Below are 21,254 nucleotides of genomic sequence, written 5' to 3'. Positions count from 1 at the left end.
TCAGGCGCGCAGCCAGTCGGGGGCGAAGCGGATCTCGGCCGTCTGGGCCAGCGGCAGGATGCGCTGCAATTCGGCGGTCAGCCCCGCCTGCCGGGCGCGGCCCATGCGGACCCCTGCCTCGGGCCAGAAGGCGCGGACCGCCAGCACCCCGCCCTCGCGCTTCGCATCCAGCCGCCCGATCAACCGGCAGCCCTGCATGACGGGAAAGACGTAATAGCCATAGCGTCGTCGCGGCGCGGGCACGAAGATCTCGATCCTGTAGCGAAAGCCGAACAGACGTTCCGCCCGCGCCCGGTCGCGCAGCGCCGGATCGAAGGGCGACAGCAGCCGCACCCGCCCCGAGGGCTGCGGCAGCGACGCCAGCCCGTCCAGCAGGGATGCCGTGAAAAAGCTGCGCCGCCGCGATCCGTCGGCCATCTCGACATCCACGGCGGTGATCCGGCCTGCGGACAGGGCGTCGGCGCACCATTGCCGCGCCTCGTCGCGGGTGGCGATCTCGAAGAAGGCGGCCAGTTCGCCGCTGGTGGCAAAGCCAAGCCGGTCCATGGCCGCCGACATTGCCCAGTCGATCACCTCGGGCGGCTCCAGCCGGACATCGCGGACCTGCGCCGGGATCACCCGTTCGGCCAGGTCGTAGACCTTGCGGAAACCGCTGCGATGGCTGATCGCCAGCCGCCCGGACCGCCACAGATATTCCAGCGCCACCTTCGAGGGATGCCAGTCCCACCACCCCGCCCCCTTGCGCGGCGCGTCGTCGCCCACCTCCAGCGAACTGGCCGGGCCGTGATCGGCGATGCGTTGCAGGACCGCATCGATCTCTCGATCCCAGCCCTCGCCCTGCCAGGCGGGCCAGCGTTGCCGGATCCGCGCCTCGTCGCGGGCGAATTTCAGCCGCCACATCGGATAGAACCGCATCGGCACGATCGCCGCGTCATGGGTCCAGTGTTCGAAGGCGGCGCGATGGCGGGCGACCAGGTGATCCAGGGCAGCGGGCCGATACCGCCCGCGCCGCGACCACAGGATCAGGTCATGGGACCGCGCCAGCGTGTTCACGCTGTCCACCTGCACGAAGCCCAGATCATCCAGCACCCCGGCCAGATCGGCGCCCCTGGCCGGGCCGGACCCCTGCCCCAGCAGCAGGTGGCGGTCCAGGAAAAGCCGGCGCGCATCGGGATTTGTCAGCAGGGGCACGGTCATGCGGGCCAGACTAGCGGCGGGCACGAAAACCGCAATCGGCGTCGGCAGCGGGCGGCCTGCGAAGAACGCGTCCAGGTTGTCCCGCGTCAGTTGCGCCATGCGGTCGCGGGTTTCCTCGGTCCCGCTGGCATGGTGGGGATACAGCGTGACATCGGGCAGCGCCTTCAGCGCCGGGTCGTCCACGACCCAGCCGCGCGAGACATTGACCAGCGTGCCGGTCGTCGGATCGCCTTCGGGCGATTCCAGGCGCGGCGTGCTGCCCTGACGCGAGAATGCCAGATCCAGGTCCACTTCATGGCCTGCGGCGGCCTCCCAGATCAGCAGCTCCACCCGCCGTGGCGGCGGTGCGCAGGGTGGCCATGGCGCGCGATCGGAAAGCTGATCGACAACGCGTTGCGCTGCGGGCGGGGCCGATGGGGCGGTGGCCCGCGACGGCGGCTGCGTGACCGTCACCGTCCGCGACAGGGGGCCGGGCTGGCGGCGCGGATCACGCTGCCCGCCTCAGATCTCGGCGTCGATGAGGACGGTGATGCGGCCTTGTGAACACCGCTCGACCCGTGCGCTGACGCCATAGACCTGGGCCAGCATGGCGGGGGTCAGGACGGCGGCGGGCTGGCCGCTGGCGTGCAGTTCCCCGCGATGCAGCAGGACGATGCGGTCCGCCCATTGCGCGGCCATCGCCAGGTCGTGCAGCACGGCGACGACGATCCGGCCCTCGGCGGCAAGGGCGCGCAACTCCCCCAGCAGCCGCACCTGCCGGGCCAGATCCAGGGCGCTTGTCGGTTCGTCCAGCAGCAGGACGCGCGGGTCGCGGACGATGGCCTGGGCAAGGCTGACCATCTGCCGCTGGCCGCCCGACAACTGCTCCATCGGCTCCATCGCCAGATCGGCGATGCTCAGGCGGTCCAGCACCGCCATGGCCTGGGCGTCCGCCTGGGCGCCGAACCCGTCGCTGCCCGCGCGCAGGGCGGCGATGACGCTTTCCAGCACGATCAGCGACGACCCCGAGGGCAGCGCCTGCGGCATCACCCCGATCAGCCGGGCGCGGCGGCGGATCGGCATCCGGGCCAGATCCTCGCCGTCCAGCGTGATCCGGCCGCGATAGGGGGCAAGCTGGGCGATGGCGCGCAGCAGCGTCGATTTCCCGGCGGCGTTGGGACCGGCCAGAACCGTGACCTCGCCCGCCCGCAATTCGGGCAGGCTCAGCCCGCGCAGCACGGGCCGCCTGCCGTAATGCAGGCTGACATCGCGGATGCGCAAGCCGGTCATCGCCGCGCCCGCCCGCGCAGGATCAGCCAGAAGAAGATCGGCAGCCCGATCAGCGACGTGACCAGCCCCACCGGCAGCAGGACGCCCGGCACCACCATCTTGGACAGCGTCGAGGCCAGCGACATGACCAGGGCGCCGGTCAGCAGGCTGGCGGGCAGGAAGAAGCGGTGATCCTCGCCCACCAGCATCCGGGCGATATGCGGCCCGGCCAGGCCCACGAAGCCGATCACGCCCACCAGCGACACCGCCGTCGCGGCCAGCAGCCCGACCCGCAGCAGCGCCCAGCGGCGCAGGGCATCGACATCGACGCCGAAACTGCGGGCCTGATCCTCGCCCATGCGCAGGGCGGTCAGCTGCCAGGCGGCGCGGATCGAAAAGGGGACGCACGCCGCCAGCACCAGGACAAGGGCCGTGACCCCCTGCCAGGTGGCCGAGGCGAGGCTGCCCATGGTCCAGAACACCAGCTGCTGCAACGCATCGGCGGATGCCACGAATTGCAGGATCGACAGGAACGCGCCCGCCGCGAAATTCAGCGCGATGCCGAACAGGATCAGCACCTCGGGTCCGCCGCCGCGCAATCGGCCCAGCAGTTGCAGCAGCATCAGGGCGCCAAGCGAGAACAGGAAGGCATTGGCTGAAATCGACCATTGCGCGGGCAGGAAGGGCAGCGTCATGCCCAGCACGACCGCTGTGGCCGCACCCAAGGCGGCCGAGGCCGACACGCCCAGCGTGAACGGCTCCGCCAGCGGGTTTTCCAGCACGGTCTGCATTTCCGCCCCCGACAGCGCCAGGGCGGCGCCGACCAACAGGGCCATCGCGGCGACGGGCAGGCGGACCTGCCAGACGATCACCTCGGTCGCGCGCGAAACCTCGGCCCCGGTCAGGGCGCGCAGCGTATCGGCCAGTGGCAGGCCCGCGGGGCCGGTCATCAGGTCCATCACGACGCCAACCGCCGCCATCACCACCATCACGCCCAGCAGAACCGCGCGCCGCCGGTTCTGCCGGTGATAGCGATCCAGCAGGACGCCGCTTATTGCCGATTGTCGATCCACCACGTCCCGTCCACTGCCACCGGCGAAAACCGCGCCTCGATCTCGGCCAATGTGGCGGCGGGGTCAAGATCCGCGAACAGATCGGGGTGGAAGGTCTTGGCCAGGTATTCGATCAACGCGATGTGGATCGGCGAGTCGTTGAACATGTGCCAGACGCCCGCCGCACGGCCGTCGCGGACGGCGGACAGCGCGTTGAAGCCCGGCGCGCCGATCAGCGCGCCAAAGGTCCGACGCGCCTCGTCGGGGTCGACGCCCGATCCCAGCACCAGCCCGCCCCGCGCCGCCAGATGCGTGCCGCCGGTGGCGATATAGAAGTCTGGATCGGCGCCGATCAGGTATTCCAGGCTGACACTGGCCTGCACGCCCGTGGCGGCGTCGGCGATGTTGCGCCCGCCCGCCGTGGCGATGAAGTCGTGAAACACCCCCCGCCCGACCGTGGAACAGCATCCCTGCGGCGCCGCGTGGACGTGAAAGAACACGCTTGGCCGGGAAATCGCCGGATCGGCCAGACGGGTGCGGACGCGGTCAAGGCGCTCCTGATAGAACTGCGCGAACTCCTCGGCCCGCGTTTCGGCCCCGGTCAGCTTGCCCAGGATCCGCAGGCTGGGGATCGAGTTTTCCTGCGGATGGGAAAAGAAATCCACATGCACGACCGGGATGCCCGCCGCCTCGATCTGGTCGCGGGCGCGCTGCATGGCGGGGTCGTTCACGTCCATCAGCGACATGACCAGCAGGTCGGGTTGCAGCGCGATCACGGTTTCGGCGGAAATGCTGCGGGCGCCGCCGCCGACCGTCTGGATCGCGTCGATGGCCGGGAATTTCGTGCGATAGGCGGCCATGGTCGGCTCGTCCAGGGCGCGTTCCAGCCGCCATCCCGCCACCAGCGACACCGGATCGTCGTGGATCAGGCCCAGGACCGACAGGTGTCGCCCCTCGCCCAGGACGATCCGATGGGCGGGTTCGGGGATCGTCACCTGCCTGTCCAGGATGTCGGTAACGGTGATGTCGGCAAACGCCGGAAAGCCAAGGCCGGTGCAGACCGCAAGGGCAAGGGAACGCAGAAGCATGGGCTTTCCTTAAGCTGATGGCGCGGGCTTTGCTGCCCGCGCCGGTATCGATCAGTCGGCGGCGTGGATGCGCCACACGCGGTCGCCCGCCTCGTCGTTTTCGCCGCGCGACTTGTTCACGGCATAGACATTACCCTTGCCGTCGGCGCGCAACTGGTTGGGGAAGCTGCCCGCGTCCAGGTTGGCGACGATCTGGCCCTGGGTATCCACAACCGTGATCGTGCCCGACCCGCGATTGGCGACGAAGGCATGGCGGCTGACGGGTTCGAAGGTGACGTTCAGCGGGCCCGCGCCGACCTCGACATCATGCAGAACCTCGCCCGTGTCGGCCTTGAGGATCAGCAGGTTGTCGGTCTTTTGCGAGGCGACGAAGATCAGCCCGTCCTGGGCGTCATAGGCCGCGCCGGACGCGCCCTGCGCGCCTTTCGCCGGGATCACCTTCACCTCGCCGCTTTTCAGGTCGATGACCGCGGCTTCGGGCGTGTTCAGGCTGACCGTGACCAGCTTGCCGGACTGGGCGTCCAGATCCAGGGCCATGGTCCCGAAATCCTCGCCGCGGATGGCGGACTGCACGGTGATCGGGTCCAGCGGCTCCAGCGTCTTGGTGTCGAAGACCAGGATTTCCGGGGTGAAGCTGGTGCTGACATAGGCGCGGCCGTTCGCCTCGTCGATCACGACATCGCGGCCATGGGTGGCGGCGCCGGGTTCGAACTGCTTGACCAGCGACAGATCGTCCTGCCGATAGACCGCCACCGTGTTCTGGCGGGTGTTGGTCACCCAGACGGTGCCGTTCGCGTCATCGACCGCGACGCCATAGACCGCGAAGACCCCGCCGTCGCTGCCATCCTCGCGCGCGGGGGCGGCCTCGGGGGCGACCGAGGCGACAGTTTCCAGCGTGTCCGGGTTCACCTTCACAAGCGCCGATTCCTTGACCGGCGGGCGTCCCACGGCGGCGGTGACGAACAGCGCGTCGGATTTCCGGCTGTAGGCCACCTGATACAGCCCGCGCGTCACCGGCTGGCTGAGGATGGTGAACTGCTCGGCCCCCGACACCGGGATCTGCGGCGAGACCTTCAGGTCCACCACGGTCGCCGCCGCCGGATTTTCGCCGATGACGACGATGGGTTGCAGGCCGGTGGCCGCTTCCTCGTCCACCGTCACGTCGAAGCTGAAGGTGCCGTCCTCGGCCACGGTCAGCGGCCCGTCGGCGTTCAGCACCGTGGTGCCGCGCATCAGGGTGATCTGCTGGCCGGGGGCCAGATCCTCGCCCGAGATGGTGACTTTCGTGCCCGCATGGATGGGGGCGCGGTTCGGCGCCTGAACGGCGACATCGCCGATGAACCCGTCAGAGGTGGGCGTGAAGATGGTTTCGGCGGCGACGGGGCCTGCGGCCAGCATCAGGGCCAGGGCAGAGGCGCCGAACAGGGCGCGGACGGGGCGGCGAGAAAGGGTTGCCATCGTGATCTCCTTGAAGAATGGATCGCTTTTCAGGCTTGTCCGGCATCCGGGCTGGCTTCGATCGCGGGCAGCAGTATATTCCCGACGAAGTTTGTCAACCTTGTCCGCCAGGAAAATGGTAAGGGATCGAATGCACAACACCGGAAAAGTCGGGCCGGACCATGCGCGCAAGCACGCGGGCTTGCGGATCTTCGATGCCGAGGTGCCGACACATTCTTTGTCGCAAACTGTCGTGAACGCGGGTCCGGGGCACCGGCTGTTTCTTGCCGTGNGGCCCCGGCGGCGGGTTGGCCGATCCTGTACCTGTTGGACGGCAACGCCGCCTTCGACTTCCTGACGCCCGATCACCTGGCGATGGTGCCAGGACTGATTCTGGCTGGCGTCGGCTATGACACCGACCGGCAATTCGCCCGCGAACAGCGCACGCTGGACTTCACCGCGCCCGAGGGTCCGGGCGACGGCATCCGCCCCGATCCGGTCCATCCGGGCCGCATGGCCGGGGGCGCGGCGCTGTTTCTGGACCGGCTGACCGGCCCGCTGCGCGCGGCGGCCGAGGCTGCGGCCCCCGTCGATCCGGCCCGGCGCGCGCTGTGGGGCCATTCCTTCGGCGGGCTGTTCACGCTGTATGCGCTGCTGACCCGGCCCGATGCCTTTGCGCGATATGCCGCGATCAGCCCGTCGATCTGGTGGGACGAGGCGCTGATCCGGCGGGTGGCCGACCGCGCGGGGCGGATGACGGCGCCGCCGCCCCTGCTGGTTGCCCTGGGCGACCGGGAAAAGCGGTCGGGCAGCGACGGCCCGCCGCCCGACGGCCCGGCGCCCGCGACGATGCAGTTCGTGGCCGACCTGCGCGACCGCAACGGGTTGTCGCCGCAGGTCCACGTCCTGCCGGGACTGATTCACATCGAGACGATCGCCGGATCCCTGCCGCTGGCGCTGCCCTTCGCCGCCGCGTCAGCCTGATCCATCCGCGCGGCCAGCATCGGCGCGATCAGCGCCGAGGCGGCGGCCGAGGTCATGGCGGGATGCAGGAACGGCACCGACAGTTCCTCGACATGGGTCGCATAGGCCCGCCACATCCCGGCGCGCAGGTCGCGGTCCCGGTGGTCCAGCCCCGCGCGGATATGGGTCAGCCTGCCGGGCCAATGCCGGTGGTGATGGCCGCGCACCAGGCGGTTGGTGTCGGTGACGGTGCGGACCACGCCGTCCAGCACCGCCTCGGGCAGCGCGCCAAGCGCGGTGTCGCCCGCGCGCAGGAAGGCCACGACCTTTTGCCGCGTGTCCAGGTCGCGATGCGCGTCCGGGTCGTGGCCCGCGATGGCCAGCAGCGCGCGCAGGGCGGCGACGGGATCGGGTTCCGGCTCGTCCCGCCAGACATCGGCGGGATAGCTGTCCAGCGCCGCGACCAGGCCGGCCTGCCGCCCATGCGCCGCAAGCTCGATGGCCACGGACTGCGCCAGGATGCCGCCCACCGACCAGCCGGCGAGATGGACCGGCCCGTCAGGGGCCTCCGCCGCGATCTGCGCCGCATAGTCCCGCGCCAAGGCCTGAAGGCTGTCGGGCAGCGGCACCGTCAGGTCAAGCGCCGGGTGCTGCACCCCCCAGACGCGCCGCGCAGGCGCGATCAGCCGGGCCAGGTGGCGATAGCCCCAGGCGATGCCGCCCGCCGGATGAATCAGGAACAGCGGCGATGCCGCCGGATCGCCGTCGGCCAGCAGGATCAAGGGGCTGAGGCCGTCATCCTGATGTGCTTTCTCAAGCGCGGCGGCCAGAAGCTCCAGCACCGGATGTTCGAAGATCGTGCCAAGGCCGGGATCGCGGCCGGTTTCCTCCTCGATTCGCAGGCACAGGCGGACGGCGGACAGGGAATCGCCGCCAAGCGCGAAGAAATCGGCCTGGGCACCAGGCAGGTCGGGCAGGTGCAGAGCCTCGGCATACAGGCGGGACAGCAGGTGTTCGGTCTCCGTCTGCGCCGCGCGCCCGGCGGCCGAGAATTCCGGCGCGGGCAGCGCCTTGCGGTCCAGCTTGCCGTTCGACGTGACGGGCAAGGCGTCCAGCATGACCCAGGCGGCGGGAACCATATAGGCGGGCAGGCTGGCGGCCAGATGCGCGGACAGCCCCGCCGGTTCGCCGCCCGAGGGCACGACATAGCCCACCAGGCGCTTCTCCCCTGCCCGATCCTCTCGCGCCAGGACGACGCATTCGCGGGCGAGGCCAGAGGCCATGACTGCGGCTTCGATCTCGCCCAGTTCGATCCGCAGCCCGCGGATCTTCACCTGATGGTCGGACCGGCCCAGATAGACCACGGCCCCGTCATGCCGCCTGCGCGCCAGATCGCCCGTTGCGTAAAGCCGCGTCCCGTCCGGCGCGGCGATGAAACGTTGCGCCGTCAGGTCGTCCCGGCCCAGATAACCGCGCGCAAGCTGCGCCCCGCCTAGATACAGATGCCCCGCCAGCCCCGGCGGGACCGGGCGCATCCGGTCGTCCAGGACATGCAAGGACGTGTTCCAGACCGGCCAGCCGATGGGCAGCGGGTTCGAGGCATCATCCGGCCCGGCGGGCCAGAAGCTGACATCGACGGCGGCCTCGGTCGGGCCATAGAGGTTGTGCAGCTCTGCCCGGATGCGGGCGTGGAACCGGCTGCGCTGATCGGCGGTCAGTTCCTCGCCCGAACAGAAGACCCGGCGCAGGGCCAGGCCCTGGGACGCGGGCGCGGCCAGAAAGGCCGACAGCATCGAGGGCACGAAATGCAGCGTGGTGATCGCGTGGCGGCGGATCAGCGCGGCGATGGCCGAGGGATCGCGATGCGCGCCGGGCGGGGCCATGACCAGTTCGGCCCCTGCGATCATCGGCAGGAAGAACTCCCACACCGACACGTCGAAGGTGGCGGGGGTCTTTTGCAGGATGCGGTCGGATGCGTCGATGCCGTAGTGATCGCGCATCCACAGCAGGCGGTTGACGATGGCGCGGTGATCGATGACCACGCCCTTCGGATCGCCCGTCGAGCCCGAGGTGTAGATGACATAGGCCATGTCGCCCGGCGCGGGCCGGGCCGGGGCGGTCCCATGGTCAGGCCAGTCGGTCAGCAGCGGCGCATGGGCCGGGAACAGCGCCTTGAAATCGGGTGAAGTTATCACCGCAACCGGCCGCGCCATCGACAGAATCCGCGCAATGCGGTCGGGCGGATGATCCGGGTCCAGCGGCAGATAGGCCGCGCCCGCCCGCAGGATCGCCAGCAGCACCACCGGCAGGTTCAGCGACCGTTCCAGCGCGACGGCCACGATCCGCCCCGGGCCCGCCCCCATCCCGGCCAGATGCGCGCCCAATGCGACGCTGCGGCGGTCAAGATCCGCGAAGCTGATCGTGCTGTCGCCGAAGGTCACGGCGGGCGCATCGGGGGTCGCGGCGATCTGCGCCTGGATCAGTGCCGCAAGGGTGGTGTCAGGGATCGGATGGTCGGTCGCGTTGACGGCTGCGGCAGCGGCGATCTCGGCCCGGCTGGCGGTCGGCACGGGGGCCAGGGTCGCGGCGTCCAGGGCGGCAGCGAGGAATTCGGGCAGGCGGGCCGAATGACCGGCCACGTCCTGGGGGGAATAAAGGCTCGGGTTCGCGTCCACCTCGAACAGCAGGCCCGATTGCGGATCGCCCCGGAAGGTCAGGGTCAGGTCGTCCACGGCCCCCGCGCCCAGGATATGCAGGCCGACCTGCAAACCCGCGAAACGCGGCGCGCGGTCGAAGGGCTGAACGTTGACCAGCGGGCCGTACAGCCTGCGCGATCCGCCGATCAGGCCCAGGTCGCGACGCAGATATTCGCTGCGATACAGGCCGTGGCGGCGGGCCTGGGCCATGTCGCGGGCCAGGCCCGACAGCCAGTCGGCCAGCGGCGCGCCTTCGTCGGGGGTGACCTGCTGCGGCAGGACGTTCATCGCCATGCAGGGCAGGCGCGCGATCTTGCGCCCCATCCGGGCCATGAAGGGAACGCCGATCACGGCGCTGCCGCCCGTCCAGCGGGCCAGATAGGCGCCGGTCAACCCGGTCAGCACGTCCGGCCAGCCCAGCCGATGGCTGTCGGAGAAATCGGCCAGCCGCGCCAGCAGGCCCGCGTCCAGCCAGCGGCTTTCGCGCAGGAAATGATGGGCGCTGACGGCGGTCCCGGTCGCCGGACCCGTCACCTCGGGAAGGCCCGCCAGCCGGGCCTGCCACCAGGCCGCGTCCTGCGCGCGCCTGTCGGATGCGCGATAGGCCGCATCTTCGTCATGGGCGCGGTCCAGCGGCGGAAAGGGCAACGGCGCCGGGCCGCCGGTCACGATGGCCGAGTAGTGTTCCCCGATCCGGTTCGTCACCAGCACCATGCCATAGCCGTCGATCGCCAGATGGTGGATGCGTTCATAGACCAGCACCCGGTCGGGGTTCAGCACGAAGACCGTGAAGGCCGCCGCCGGTCCCGCCGCCAGGTCGATGGCGCGGCCGCTGTCGGCGCGCATCGCGGCCAGGGCCTCGGCTTCGGTGGCGTGAATGAGGCGCGGCAGGATCGGGTCGGGGTCCAACCATTGCACCGGCCCGTCCGGGCCGCCGCGAAAGCGCAGGCGCAGCGCCTCGGTTTCCGCCAGCGTCCGCGCTAGCGCGTCTTGCAGCGCGTCCAGATCGACCGGGCCGCGCAGGTCCAGATACTGCCCGGTGTTCAGGATCGGGTTGGTCTGGTCAAGCGCCTGGGCATACCACAACCCTTCCTGCGCCTCGGTCAGGGGGCGCATGTCAGGCACCTTGGGCGGGCGCCACGATATGGGTCCACCAGTCGCCCAGCGTCTCGTATTCGGCGAACAGGCTGAAATCCGAGGTCAGGCCCGCTTCCTCCCAGGCCAGGACCAGCCGCATCAGGCGCAGGGAATCCAGGCCCAGGTCGCCCAGATGGTCATCGTCGCGAATCTCGGACGGGTCCATGTGGATGGCCTTGGCGATATCGGCGCGCATCCGGTCCAGCGTCAGGGTCATGTGGTTTCCTTCAGATAGCGGCTGCGCAATTCGGCGCGCAGGACGTTGCGGCTGACCTTGCCGACGGCGGTGGTCTGGAATTCGGGGACGAAGACCACCTGGTCGGGCACCTTGAATTCCGCGACCCCCCGCCCGCGCATGAAGGCCTTCAGCTCCGGCGCGCGCGGGCTGGCGCCCTCGGCGGCGATGACGAAGGCGCAGCTTCGTTCGCCCAGAAATTCGTCGGGAATGGAAACCACGGCGGCGTCGAAGACCGCCGGATGGGCCAGCAGGTGATCCTCGATCTCTTCGGCGGAAATCTTCTCGCCCGCGCGGTTGATGTGATCGCCCGCCCGGCCCTGCACCACCAGATAGCCGCCGGGCAGCCGCTTCACGATGTCTCCGGTGCGATAAAAACCGTCGGGCGTGAAGCTGCGCGCGTTGGCCGACGGATCGTTGTGATAGGCGCGGATCGTATAGGGGCCGCGCGTCAGCAGATGGCCCGGCTCGCCCTCGGGCACGGGATCGCCGGTGTCGTCCAGGATCAGCAGCTCGTCGTCGGGGCTGATCGGGCGGCCCTGGGTGCCGGTGATGATGTCCTCGGGATCGTCCAGGCGGGTATAGTTCACCAGCCCTTCCGCCATGCCGAAGACCTGTTGCAGCGTGCAGCCCAGGGTCGGGCGGACGCGGGCGGCGGCCTCGGGGATGAACTTGGCGCCGCCGACCTGCAACACTTGCAGGCTGGACAGGTCGTGCGGGGTCTTGGCCGCCGCCGCCATCCACAGCAGCGCCACGGGCGGCACCACGCCGGTGATCGTCACCCCTTCGCGCGCGATCAGCGAGAAGGCGGTTTCCGCAGCCGGGTTCGGCGCCATCACCACCCGCGCGCCCGCATGAAGCGCCCCGAAGACGCCGGGCGAGCTCATCGGGAAGTTATGGGCGACGGGCAGCGCGCACAGATACACGCTGTCGCCGGTCAGCCCGCAGATCCGCGCGCTTTCGCGGAAGCTGTAGATATAGTCGTCATGCGTCCGGGGAATCAGCTTGGACAGGCCCGTGGAACCGCCCGAGATTTGCAGGAACGCGACCGAGGACGGATCGACCTGCGGCAATTCGGGACCGGCTTGCAGGCTGTCGAAGGGAACATGACCGCCGCCCGGCTCTCCGATGACCACGACATGGGCGATGCCGGGGGCCTCGGCCCGGACCAGATCGGCCAGCGGGCGATAGTCGAAGCCCTCGTGCCGGTCGGCGATCACCATGGCTTTCGCGCCCGAGCGGGCGGCGAAATGGATCAGTTCGGTCTGGCGGTGCGCGGGCAGCGCATAGACCGGGATCAGCCCCGCCAGGAACAGCCCGAAGACCGCCGGAAAGAACGGCGCGATATTGGGGATCTGCACCAGCACCCGGTCCCCCGGACGCAGGCCCAGCGTCAGATAACCCCCGGCGGCCGATTCGGCGCGCGCCAGCAGATCGGCATAGGTCCAGCGGCGGGCGCCGTCCACCACCGCCAGCCGATCCGGGTGCCGGGCGGCGCGGTCGCGCAGCATCTGGCCGAACGTCTCGCCCCGCCAGTATCCCCGCTGGCGATAGCGGGCGGCCAGGTCGTCGGGCCAGATCTGCTGGGGGATGGGCTGGGTCTGGGTCACATCGCTGGCCTTCCGGGTCGGTTCGCCTGCGGCATAAGCCCCCTGACTTAAATCGTCAACTTTTCGCGCGACGGGCTTGGACAGGGCCGTCCGACCCGCTAAGAGGCGGGAAAGACCCGTGGAAAGCCAGCCATCGCAGCCATCCGCCGGTCGTCCCCCGAAGCCCGAGGTCCAGCCATGAGCCATATCCCCTTGCGGGTGCCGCTGCGAGACACGCCGCATGTCTATGGAGCCGTGACGCGAATCCTGCACTGGCTGATGGCCGCGCTGATCCTGTGGCAGTTCCTGGGGATGGGGCTGCGGGCGATCTATGGCCGCCAGGACTGGCTGGCGCCCTTTGTCGGCAGCCATGCGCCGGTGGGCGCCGCGCTGTTCGTGCTGGTGATCCTGCGCGTCCTGTGGGCCCTGGCCAATCGCCGCACCCGGCCCGCGCATGGCGACGGCTGGCAAGGCCGCGCGGCGGCCGCCGGGCACGGGCTTCTGTATCTGCTGATGCTGGCCATCCCGTCGCTGGGCCTGCTGCGCGCCTGGGGGTCCGAACGCGGCCTGACCCTGTTCGGCGCGCAGATCTTCGCACCCAAGTCGCCGCCGGTCGAATGGACCGCCGCCCTGGCCGGCGCCCTGCACGGAGAGCTGGCCTGGCTGCTGCTGGCCGCCGTCGCGGGGCATGTGGCGATGGTGGGCGTCCACCAGGCGATGTGGCGCGACGGCACGCTGAAGCGCATGGCCGGGCGGCGCTGAGGCCTTGTCCGCGTCCGACGATCACGCCTTGCAGCGGGCAAGCCGCGCCGTCATGCGGGCCGAAGCCGCGGCGGGGGGCATCCTCGTGGCCGCCATCCTGGCGCTGCTGCTGGCGAATGTCGTGTCCCGCGCGGCCGGGCGGCCGCTGATCTGGACGGACGAACTGGCCGTCCACCTGATGGTGATCCTGGCCTTCGTCGGCGCCTCGCTGGGGATCGCCATGCGGGGGCACATGGCCATCGGCCTGCTGCCCGACCGGCTGGACCCGCGCGGCCGCGCCCGGCTGGCGCTGCTGGCCGACCTGGCGGTGCTGGCCTTCCTGCTGGTGCTGGCGGCGATCCTGTGGCGGTGGTTCGACCTGCCGGGCCTGCTGCGCGCAGGATCGGGCGCGGCCCTGGCCCAGGAAAGCTTCAACTTCGTCTACAGCGATCCGACCAACACCCTGGGCCTGCGCAAGATCTGGTTCTGGCTGGCCCTGCCGCTGACCTGCGCGACGGCCCTGATTCATTGCCTGGCCGCCTTGCTGACAGACCTGCGGGGGCTGCGGCGGTGACGGCGGGCCTGTCCTTCCTAGCGCTGCTGGCGATCGGCGCGCCCATCGCCTTTGCGATGATCGCCACCGCGCTGATCCTGATCGTGAACCAGGACAACACCGCCTTGCTGCAAGGCTTCGGCCAGCAGTTGTTCGCGGGCATCGAAAGCTACAGCCTGCTGTCGCTGCCGCTGTTCATCCTGCTGGGCGAACTGATGGGCGTCGGCGGCATCGGGCGGCGCCTGCTGGTCCTGGCGCAGGCGCTGATCTGGCCGGTCCGGGCGGGGCTGGCCTATGTGAACCTGCTGGCGAACCTGATGATGGCCTCGATCCTGGGGTCCACGGTGGCGCAACTGACCGTGATGACCCGGCTTGCCGTGCCCGAGATGGAGCGCGCGGGCTATCCCCGCGACCTGGCGACCACGGTGACGGCGGCGGGCGGGTTGCTGGCGCCGGTCCTGCCGCCGTCGATGAACCTGATCGTCTATGCCGCCATCGCGCAGGTGCCGGTGGGGGATCTGTTCATCGCCTCGGTCATTCCCGGCCTGGCCCTGGCCGCCTCTTTCGCCCTGGTGATCGGCTGGCTGGGCTGGCGCCACGCCCTGCCCCGCGTTCCGTCCCAGCCGCTGCCCGCGCGGCTGCGCGCCGCCGCCGACGCCCTGCCCGCCCTGGTGGTCCCCGCCATCGCCATCGGCTCGATCATCGGTGGCATCGCCACCCCGACCGAGGCCGCCGCCGTCGCCTCGGTCGCGGCCATCGTCGTGGGCGGCCTGATCTATGGCGACTTGCGGCCCCGCGACCTGCCCGCCGCCTTCGTGCGCACCGCCGTCACCTCGGGCGCGGTGCTGTATCTGGTCGCAGCCGCGCAGGTGCTGGCCTGGGTGCTGACCTTCGGCAACCTGCCAGCACAGGCCGCCGCCTGGGTGCAGGACATGGCCTCGTCGCCCCTGATGTTCCTGATCCTGCTGAACCTGCTGCTGTTGCTGCTGGGCACCGTGCTGGAGCCGATCCCGGCCATCATCCTGACCGCGCCGGTCCTGCTTCCGATCTCGACCGGGGTCTATGGCATCGACCCGCTGGCCTTCGGGGTGATCCTCTGCGCCAACCTGGCCCTGGGGCTGCTGTCGCCCCCGGTCGGCGCCGGACTGTTCACCGCCTCGCTGCTGACCGGGGTCCGGGCCGAGCGGCTGTCCTGGCTGCTGATGCCCTTCTTCGCCGCCATGCTGGCCGTCCTGGCGGGCATGTCCATCGTCGCCGCCTTCCAAGCCGGAGCCTGACCCATGAAAATCCTGAAAGCCGCCGCCTGCCTGCTGATGCTTGCCGCGCCTGCCTTTGCCGAGACGCTGCGCATCGGCATGGTCACGCCGCCGTCGCACCAGTGGACGCTGTCGGCGCAGAAGCTGGCCGAAACGCTGGCCGACGAAACCGACGGCCGCCTGACGCTGAGCGTCTTCCCCTCGGGGCAGTTGGGAAACGAAGCGCAGATGCTGCAACAGCTTCAAGCGGGCGCGTTGGATTTTGCGTTCCTGACGGTGGGCGAACTGGCCAACCGCAACGCCGATTTCGGCATTCTGGTCGCGCCCTATCTGGTGCCCGACGCCGAATCCGCCGCACGTCTGCTGGAGGGCGATACGGCCGCCGCCTTGCAGGACCGACTGGGCGGGCTGGGGCTGAAGGGCCTGGGCCTGGGGATGGCGGGAATGCGGATCGTGCTGGTCTCGCGCCCGGTGGCCGAGGGCGAGACCCTGGCGGGCCACAAGATCCGCACCGTGCCCCTGGCGCAGGAACTGGATTTCTGGACCCGCGCCGGAACCGCGCCCACGCCACTGCCGCTGCCGGAACTGTTCGACGCCTATACCAACGGCCAGATCGACGGGATGCAGATCGACCTTGAAGGCACCTGGAACAACCGTTTTCACGACCATTCGGCCCAGGTTCTGGACACCCGGCACATGATTTTCCCGATGTTCGCCGTGGCGTCCGCCCGCAAATGGCAGACCTATTCCGAGGATGACCGCGCCCTGATCGCCGGGCTGATGGCGCAGACGACCGCCGACATCCGCGCCGCCTATCCCGGAATCGACGCCGACTATCGCGCCCGGCTGGTCGAAGCGGGCGCCCCGCTGAAAGAGGTCGGGCCGGATGTCTTCGGCGACGCGGTCGAGACCTGGTACGAGGAATGGCGCGCCAAGACGCCGCTGCTGGTCGATCTTGAGCAGGAACGGGACGCGCTTCTGAACCGGTAAGCCGTCTGCCGGAGGGCGCCCGTCTGCCGGAGGGCGCCCGTCTGGCGGGCGCCCTTCCTTGCTATTGCGCGGCGGCGACGGGGCCGACGGACCAGAACAGCGTCTCGCCCGAGCTGTCGTCCACGCCGTCGTTGTCGGTGACGACCCAGCCTTCGCCAGCCGCATCGATGGCAAAGCCCTCGACCTTGTCGACGACATAGCCACCGCCCCGTTTCAGATCGGGGATCAGGTCGCGAACCTCGTGCTTGGTGACCAGGGGCAGCGGCTGGCCCAGGGGGACGGGTTGCAGGTCGGCCAGCGGGACCGCGAACAGCTTCTTCACCCGCGCGGCGGCGCCGATCAGGTTGTCGCGTTCGATGACATAGGCCCGGTCGCCGTGGATGGCGATCTCGGACAGGCCCATCCAGCCCTCGTCGGTGGGTTCCAGCGGATAGGCCACCGCGCCCCATTCCTCGGATTCCAGGTCATAGGAGACAAGCTTCACCTGCCCGGCGGGATCGTCGCCCCATTCGCGTTGGACCGCCAGCCACAGGCGGTTGCCATAAAAGGCGATGCCCTCGAAGCCAAAGCGGGTCTCGTGCGCCAGCAGTTCGGCGGGAAGGCCGATCTCGTCCCGGATCTCGCCTTTGGCATCGACGCGATAGATCGCGTGGGGGATCAGCCGGTCGCTGCGCCCTTCCGAAGCCAGCCAGAAGCCGCCCTCTCCGTCCGGGGCGATCCCTTCCAGATCCAGCTTCTGCGCCGCGTCGCCGTTCCGCGTCACGACCGTCTTGGCGGTGATCCGGGCCGGGGTCTGCGTCGCGTCGATCGTGTAGATCGCGGGCTGGTTGCCATAAACGCTGTCCGAGACGGCGAAAAGCTGCCCCGGCGCCTCGCCCGCGGCAAGGCCGGACAGCGCGCCCCAGCCGATCAGGTCTTCGGCACCTGCCGATGTCAGCATGGGATAGGCGGCCGGGCCGGTCCCGCCCTGGAACAGCATCACATGGGCGCGCGCGCCGCCGTCCTCGCCCAGATCGGCCTCGTTCGCGGTGATCAGCAGGTTGCGTTCGGGCAGGGCCACGATCCCCTCGGGGCTGATGCCCGAAGGCAGCAACTGGGTCAGGCGCGGTGCCGCAAGATCGGACACGTCATAAACGCCGACGACCGAGCCGCGCTCGGACACCACGAAGACATAGGGCGTCCCGTTGAAGGTCGCGACCTCGATCGATTCCGGCTCGACGCCCTTGGCGTCGGACCGCTTGTCGGGATAATGCCCCGCCTGGATCACGGCATGTTCGAAGGTATTGCCGGAATCGAAGACCACGGTGCCGTCGCGATGGAAGATCGTCCAGCCGCGCGAACCGCCTTGATAATCGCCCTCGTTGGCGGTCGCGACATGGTCGGCGTCGATCCACTTGACCGCATCCGGCTCTCGCGGAATGTCGGCCAGGCTGTCCTCGAAGCGCAGGGCGCCGTCGTCGCGGGCGTCGATCCCCTCCAGGCTGACGGTTCCCGCGCTGAAATGCGACTTGACCGCGCCATCGGCGCCGATCACCACGATATGGTTGTTTTCCTGAAGCGTGACGACGATTTCGCCCGCGTCGTTCACATCCAGATATTCCGGCTCGGGATCCTCGGGGGCGATCTCGGCAAGGCCCGTCAGGTCGATGCGCTGCTGTGCGCCGCAATCCAATTCGTCCCCCGACACCGGCAGCTTGACGACATAGCCCGCCGGCATCTGCGGCAGGATCCCGTCGTCGTGATCCTCGTCCCGCTGGTTTTCGATGGCGACGGCCAGGAAGCTGCCGTCACGCGCCTTCACCACGGCGTCGGGCTGCCCGCCCAGGTCGCAGGAGGTCAGGATGTCGTGGCTGGCCAGATCCAGGACGCGCAGCGCGCCCGACGGCTGGGTGAAGAATTCGGACGTGTCGACGCCTGCATAGACGCGATTGCCGATGATCACCGCGGTGGTGGGTTCGCCGTCCATCTCGACCGTGCCCAGCCCCTTCGGCGCGGCGGGATCGGTGATGTCCAGAAATCCCAGAACCCCTAACGGGCTGTCGGAATAGACCAGCGTGTTGCCGTCTTCGGAAGCCGAAATGATCTCGGCCGAACTGGCCTTTGTCCGGTCCGCCCCTTCGGCCGCGTTGTCGGGCGTCGCGAAGCTGCCGATCCTGTTGAATGTCGTCTCGGACATGGCGGGCATCGCGGAAGCCAGCGCAATCGCCGAGGTCAGAAGCGCAAGTTTTTGCACGTCACTGTTCCCTTCTTACGGTCACAGGTGTGTGCAGCCCGATTATGACACTGGCGCTGCGGATTTGTGGCGGTTTCTTGACGCAGCCCGGGGGGCGTCCGCGTTCAGCCGTTCCTCTGGCCCACCCGCGCCAGCAGGATCACCGGCAGGATCCCCACCAGGACGATGGCCAGGGCGGCGATGGCGGCCTCTTCATAGGTTCCGCGCGCGGCCTCTCCGTATAGATGCGTCGCCAGGGTTTCGAAGTTCAGCGGGCGCAGCAGCAGGGTCGCGGACAGTTCCTTCATGCAGTCGACAAAGACCAGCAGCCCGGCTGCGGCAAGAGCCGCCCTGGACAGCGGCAGGTGGACACGGCGCAGCGTGCTGCCGATGCCATGGCCCAGGGTGCGCGCCGACTGGTCATAGCTGCGCGGGATGCGGGTCAGCCCGGCCTCGACCGAGCCGACCGAGATCGCCAGGAACCGCGCCAGATAGGCATAGCCAAGCGCCAGCCCCGACCCGATCAGCACCAGCCCCGGATCGATGCCCAGCAGATCCCTGGCCGTCCGGCCGATCCAGCGGTCCAGACCGCCCGCCGCGATCAGGATGCCAAGCGCCAGGATCGTGCCCGGCATCGCATAGCCCAGCGACGCGGCCCGCTGGACCACCTGCATCCCCCGCTGCGGAAACAGGCGCGCGGCATAGGCGACGATCAGGCCGCAGGCCAGCACGGCGGCGGTGGCCAGGGCGGACAAGGCGAAGGTGTTCCGGGCCTCGGTCAGAAGGCGGGCGGACAGGCCCGCGAACTGGAACCGCTTCCAGGCTTCGGTCGCCAGATAGAGGGCGGGCAGCACGAAGCCCAGCATCACGGGCAACAGGCAGACCGACAGCGCCGCCCAGCGGGCCGCGCCTTTCAGGGGGTGGCGCGCCATGCTGCGGGCGCGCTGCGCACTGACCGAGTAACGCTGCTTGCGGCGCGCCCACCGCTCAAGCGAGATCAGCGCGACCACCAGCAGCAGCATCGCCAGGGCGATCTGCGACGCACCGGCAAGGTCGGATCGCGTGACCCAGGTCGTATAGACCGAGATCGTCAGCGACCGGACCCCCAGGAATTCCGAGGCGCCGATGTCGTTCAGCACCTCCATCAGCGCCAGGCTGGTGCCGATGGCGATGGCCGGGCGCGCCAGCGGCAGCGCGACGCGCCACAGCATCCGCCGCCGCGAGGTGCCCAGGGTATGGGCGACCTCGACCAGGTTGGCGGCCTGGGTCATGAACATCGCCCGCACCGGCAGATAGACATAGGGGTAAAGGACAAGGCCCAGCAGCAGGATCGCGCCGGTCATCGACCGGATGTCGGGCAGGCGGAAGTCGCGCGGGCTGTCGAAGCCCAGCACCGCCCTGACCAGCGACTGGAACGGGCCAAGCGGGTGCAGCATGTCCAGATAGACATAGGCGATGATATAGGTCGGCACGGCCAGGGGCAGCAGCAGCGCCCATTCCAGCATCCGGCGGCCGGGAAAGTCATAGGCCGTGACCAGCCATGCCACCGTGATCCCGATCACCGCCGTCAGACAGCCGACACCGGCCATCAGCATCGCCGTCTGGCCCAGGGCACGGGGCAGCACATGCCGCGCCAGATGGGACCACAGGCCCTCGGACCCCTGGGCCGCCTGCCAGCCCAGGGCCAGGACAGGGACAAGGACCAGGGCCGCGATCAGCAGGCTGGCCCAGACCCAGAACCCGCCGCGCAGGCGCAGGACGGATTCGGCCGACAGGACCGCCGCAGACAGGAGGCGGCGGGGCGAGGCCCCGCCCGCCGTCTCAGTTGTCGAAGCCGACACGGTCGACCAGTTCGCTGGCCTCCTTGCGGTTCTCCACGATCCGGGTCAGCGGCGTGGGATCGACCTGCAATTCGCCGAACGAGGCGATGATCGGATCGACCGCAGCGCCGGGCTTGACGGGGTATTCGTAATTCGCCTCGGCATAAATCTTCTGCGCCTCGTCCGAGACCAGATATTCCAGCAGTTGCACCGCCTGATCGCGGTTCGGGGCGTGCTTGGCGACGGCCGCGCCGCTGATGTTCACATGCGTGCCGCCTTCCTCGAAGGTGGGCAGGATCACCTTGATCGCATCGCCCCAGGCGCGCTGTTCGTCGCCGCCCTTCCCGGACTGCATCAGGCCGACATAATACGAATTCGCCACCGCGATGTCGCAGATGCCGCCCAGGATGTCCTTGGCCCCGTCGCGGTCGCCGCCCCCCGCCTGCCGCGCCAGATTGGCCTTGAGGCCGGTCAGCCATTCCTCGGTCTCGGCCGCGCCGTGATGGGCCATGAAGGCCGAAAACAGCGCCGTGTTATAGGGATGCTGGCCCGACCGGATGCAGATGCGGCCCTTCCATTCCGGGTCCGCCAGGCTTTCATAGGTGATGCTGTCGGTGTCCAGATCCTTGGCGGCATAGATCACGCGCGCGCGCATCGACAGGGCGAACCACTGGTTGCCGGGATCGCGCAGGTTTTCCGGCACTGCCGCGGTCAGAACCTCGGATTCGACCGGCTGGGTCAGGCCCTTGTCCACCAGATCGGCCAGGTTGCCCGCATCGACCGCCATCAGCAGGTCGGCGGGCGAGCTTTCGCCCTCGGACGCCACGCGTTCCGCCAGCCCGTCCTTCAGAAAGACGGTGTTCACCGTGATGCCCGTGGATTCGGTGAAGGCGGCCAGCAGCGGCTCGACCAGTCCCGGTTCGCGCGAGGTATAAAGGTTCAGTTCCTGGGCCTGGGCGGCGCCCGTCGCGGCAAGAATGGCTGTCGATGCCAAGGCGGCGCGAAGAACGAACGGTGCGGATTTCATGTGACCTCCCATA

General features: G+C 69.4%; 16 protein-coding genes. 5 read left to right on the top strand and 11 right to left on the bottom strand.

The features are described from left to right. The 5 genes from ACTJI6_RS06815 to ACTJI6_RS06795 form a co-directional block, all read right to left on the bottom strand. Window positions 1-1,197, bottom strand: a complete 1,197-nt coding sequence (locus ACTJI6_RS06815) for a winged helix-turn-helix domain-containing protein (protein WP_440799147.1) — start codon at window positions 1,195-1,197, stop codon at window positions 1-3. 501 nt (window positions 1,198-1,698) lie between these two features. After that, complete coding sequence (locus tag ACTJI6_RS06810; protein WP_440799008.1) at window positions 1,699-2,466, bottom strand: ABC transporter ATP-binding protein; 768 nt, start codon at window positions 2,464-2,466, stop codon at window positions 1,699-1,701. After that, complete coding sequence (locus tag ACTJI6_RS06805; protein ID WP_440799006.1) at window positions 2,463-3,521, bottom strand: FecCD family ABC transporter permease; 1,059 nt, start codon at window positions 3,519-3,521, stop codon at window positions 2,463-2,465. The genes ACTJI6_RS06810 and ACTJI6_RS06805 overlap by 4 nt, the downstream gene beginning before the upstream one ends. Further along, a complete protein-coding gene (locus ACTJI6_RS06800; protein WP_440799004.1) occupies window positions 3,497-4,585 on the bottom strand; it encodes an ABC transporter substrate-binding protein in 1,089 nt (362 codons plus the stop codon). The genes ACTJI6_RS06805 and ACTJI6_RS06800 overlap by 25 nt, the downstream gene beginning before the upstream one ends. 51 nt (window positions 4,586-4,636) lie before the next feature. After that, window positions 4,637-6,043: an ATP-binding protein gene (locus ACTJI6_RS06795; protein ID WP_440799002.1), complete on the bottom strand. Its 1,407-nt coding sequence runs from the start codon at window positions 6,041-6,043 to the stop codon at window positions 4,637-4,639. A gap of 306 nt (window positions 6,044-6,349) precedes the next feature. Between ACTJI6_RS06795 and ACTJI6_RS06790 the strand changes: the two genes are divergently transcribed. Next, window positions 6,350-7,006, top strand: a complete 657-nt coding sequence (locus tag ACTJI6_RS06790) for an alpha/beta hydrolase (protein ID WP_440799001.1) — start codon at window positions 6,350-6,352, stop codon at window positions 7,004-7,006. On the opposite strand, the gene ACTJI6_RS06785 is transcribed toward ACTJI6_RS06790, so the two are convergent. Genes ACTJI6_RS06785 through ACTJI6_RS06775 form a run of 3 tightly spaced genes read right to left on the bottom strand, consistent with a single transcriptional unit; the run spans window position 6,943 to window position 12,663 of the window. Beyond that, window positions 6,943-10,797 (bottom strand): amino acid adenylation domain-containing protein, encoded by a 3,855-nt coding sequence (locus ACTJI6_RS06785; RefSeq protein ID WP_440798999.1) that lies wholly within the window; start codon window positions 10,795-10,797, stop codon window positions 6,943-6,945. The two genes, ACTJI6_RS06790 and ACTJI6_RS06785, sit on opposite strands and share 64 nt — an antisense overlap. A gap of 1 nt (window position 10,798) precedes the next feature. Further along, a complete protein-coding gene (locus tag ACTJI6_RS06780) occupies window positions 10,799-11,035 on the bottom strand; it encodes a phosphopantetheine-binding protein (RefSeq protein ID WP_440798997.1) in 237 nt (78 codons plus the stop codon). Then, the gene (locus ACTJI6_RS06775; protein WP_440798995.1) at window positions 11,032-12,663 is read right to left on the bottom strand and encodes a (2,3-dihydroxybenzoyl)adenylate synthase; all 1,632 of its coding nucleotides are present in this window, start codon (window positions 12,661-12,663) and stop codon (window positions 11,032-11,034) included. Before ACTJI6_RS06775 ends, ACTJI6_RS06780 begins: the two co-directional genes overlap by 4 nt. A 177-nt stretch (window positions 12,664-12,840) precedes the next feature. On the opposite strand from ACTJI6_RS06775, the gene ACTJI6_RS06770 reads away from it, so the two are divergent. Genes ACTJI6_RS06770 through ACTJI6_RS06755 form a run of 4 tightly spaced genes read left to right on the top strand, consistent with a single transcriptional unit; the run spans window position 12,841 to window position 16,182 of the window. Then, a complete protein-coding gene (locus ACTJI6_RS06770; protein WP_440798993.1) occupies window positions 12,841-13,404 on the top strand; it encodes a cytochrome b in 564 nt (187 codons plus the stop codon). A 4-nt stretch (window positions 13,405-13,408) separates the two neighbouring features. Continuing rightward, on the top strand, window positions 13,409-13,957 hold the full coding sequence (locus ACTJI6_RS06765; protein WP_440798991.1) for a TRAP transporter small permease: 549 nt from the start codon (window positions 13,409-13,411) through the stop codon (window positions 13,955-13,957). Then, window positions 13,954-15,213 (top strand): TRAP transporter large permease, encoded by a 1,260-nt coding sequence (locus ACTJI6_RS06760; protein ID WP_440798989.1) that lies wholly within the window; start codon window positions 13,954-13,956, stop codon window positions 15,211-15,213. The genes ACTJI6_RS06765 and ACTJI6_RS06760 overlap by 4 nt, the downstream gene beginning before the upstream one ends. Window positions 15,214-15,216: 3 nt before the next feature. Beyond that, window positions 15,217-16,182: a TRAP transporter substrate-binding protein gene (locus ACTJI6_RS06755; RefSeq protein ID WP_440798987.1), complete on the top strand. Its 966-nt coding sequence runs from the start codon at window positions 15,217-15,219 to the stop codon at window positions 16,180-16,182. 61 nt (window positions 16,183-16,243) lie between these two features. On the opposite strand, the gene ACTJI6_RS06750 is transcribed toward ACTJI6_RS06755, so the two are convergent. From ACTJI6_RS06750 to ACTJI6_RS06740, 3 genes are all read right to left on the bottom strand, one after another. Then, entirely contained in the window at window positions 16,244-18,367 is a 2,124-nt protein-coding gene (locus tag ACTJI6_RS06750; RefSeq protein ID WP_440799145.1) for an esterase-like activity of phytase family protein, read from the bottom strand. A gap of 152 nt (window positions 18,368-18,519) precedes the next feature. Further along, window positions 18,520-20,235, bottom strand: coding sequence for an ABC transporter permease (locus tag ACTJI6_RS06745; protein WP_440798985.1), 1,716 nt, complete (start codon window positions 20,233-20,235; stop codon window positions 18,520-18,522). Next, window positions 20,216-21,241: a Fe(3+) ABC transporter substrate-binding protein gene (locus ACTJI6_RS06740; RefSeq protein ID WP_440798983.1), complete on the bottom strand. Its 1,026-nt coding sequence runs from the start codon at window positions 21,239-21,241 to the stop codon at window positions 20,216-20,218. Before ACTJI6_RS06740 ends, ACTJI6_RS06745 begins: the two co-directional genes overlap by 20 nt. Window positions 21,242-21,254 lie beyond the last annotated feature (13 nt).

This window comes from Paracoccus sp. 22332, from assembly GCF_052045125.1.
In the GTDB taxonomy this organism is placed as follows: Bacteria; Pseudomonadota; Alphaproteobacteria; order Rhodobacterales; family Rhodobacteraceae; genus Paracoccus; species Paracoccus haematequi_A.
This window is presented reverse-complemented; position numbering and strand designations above follow the sequence as displayed.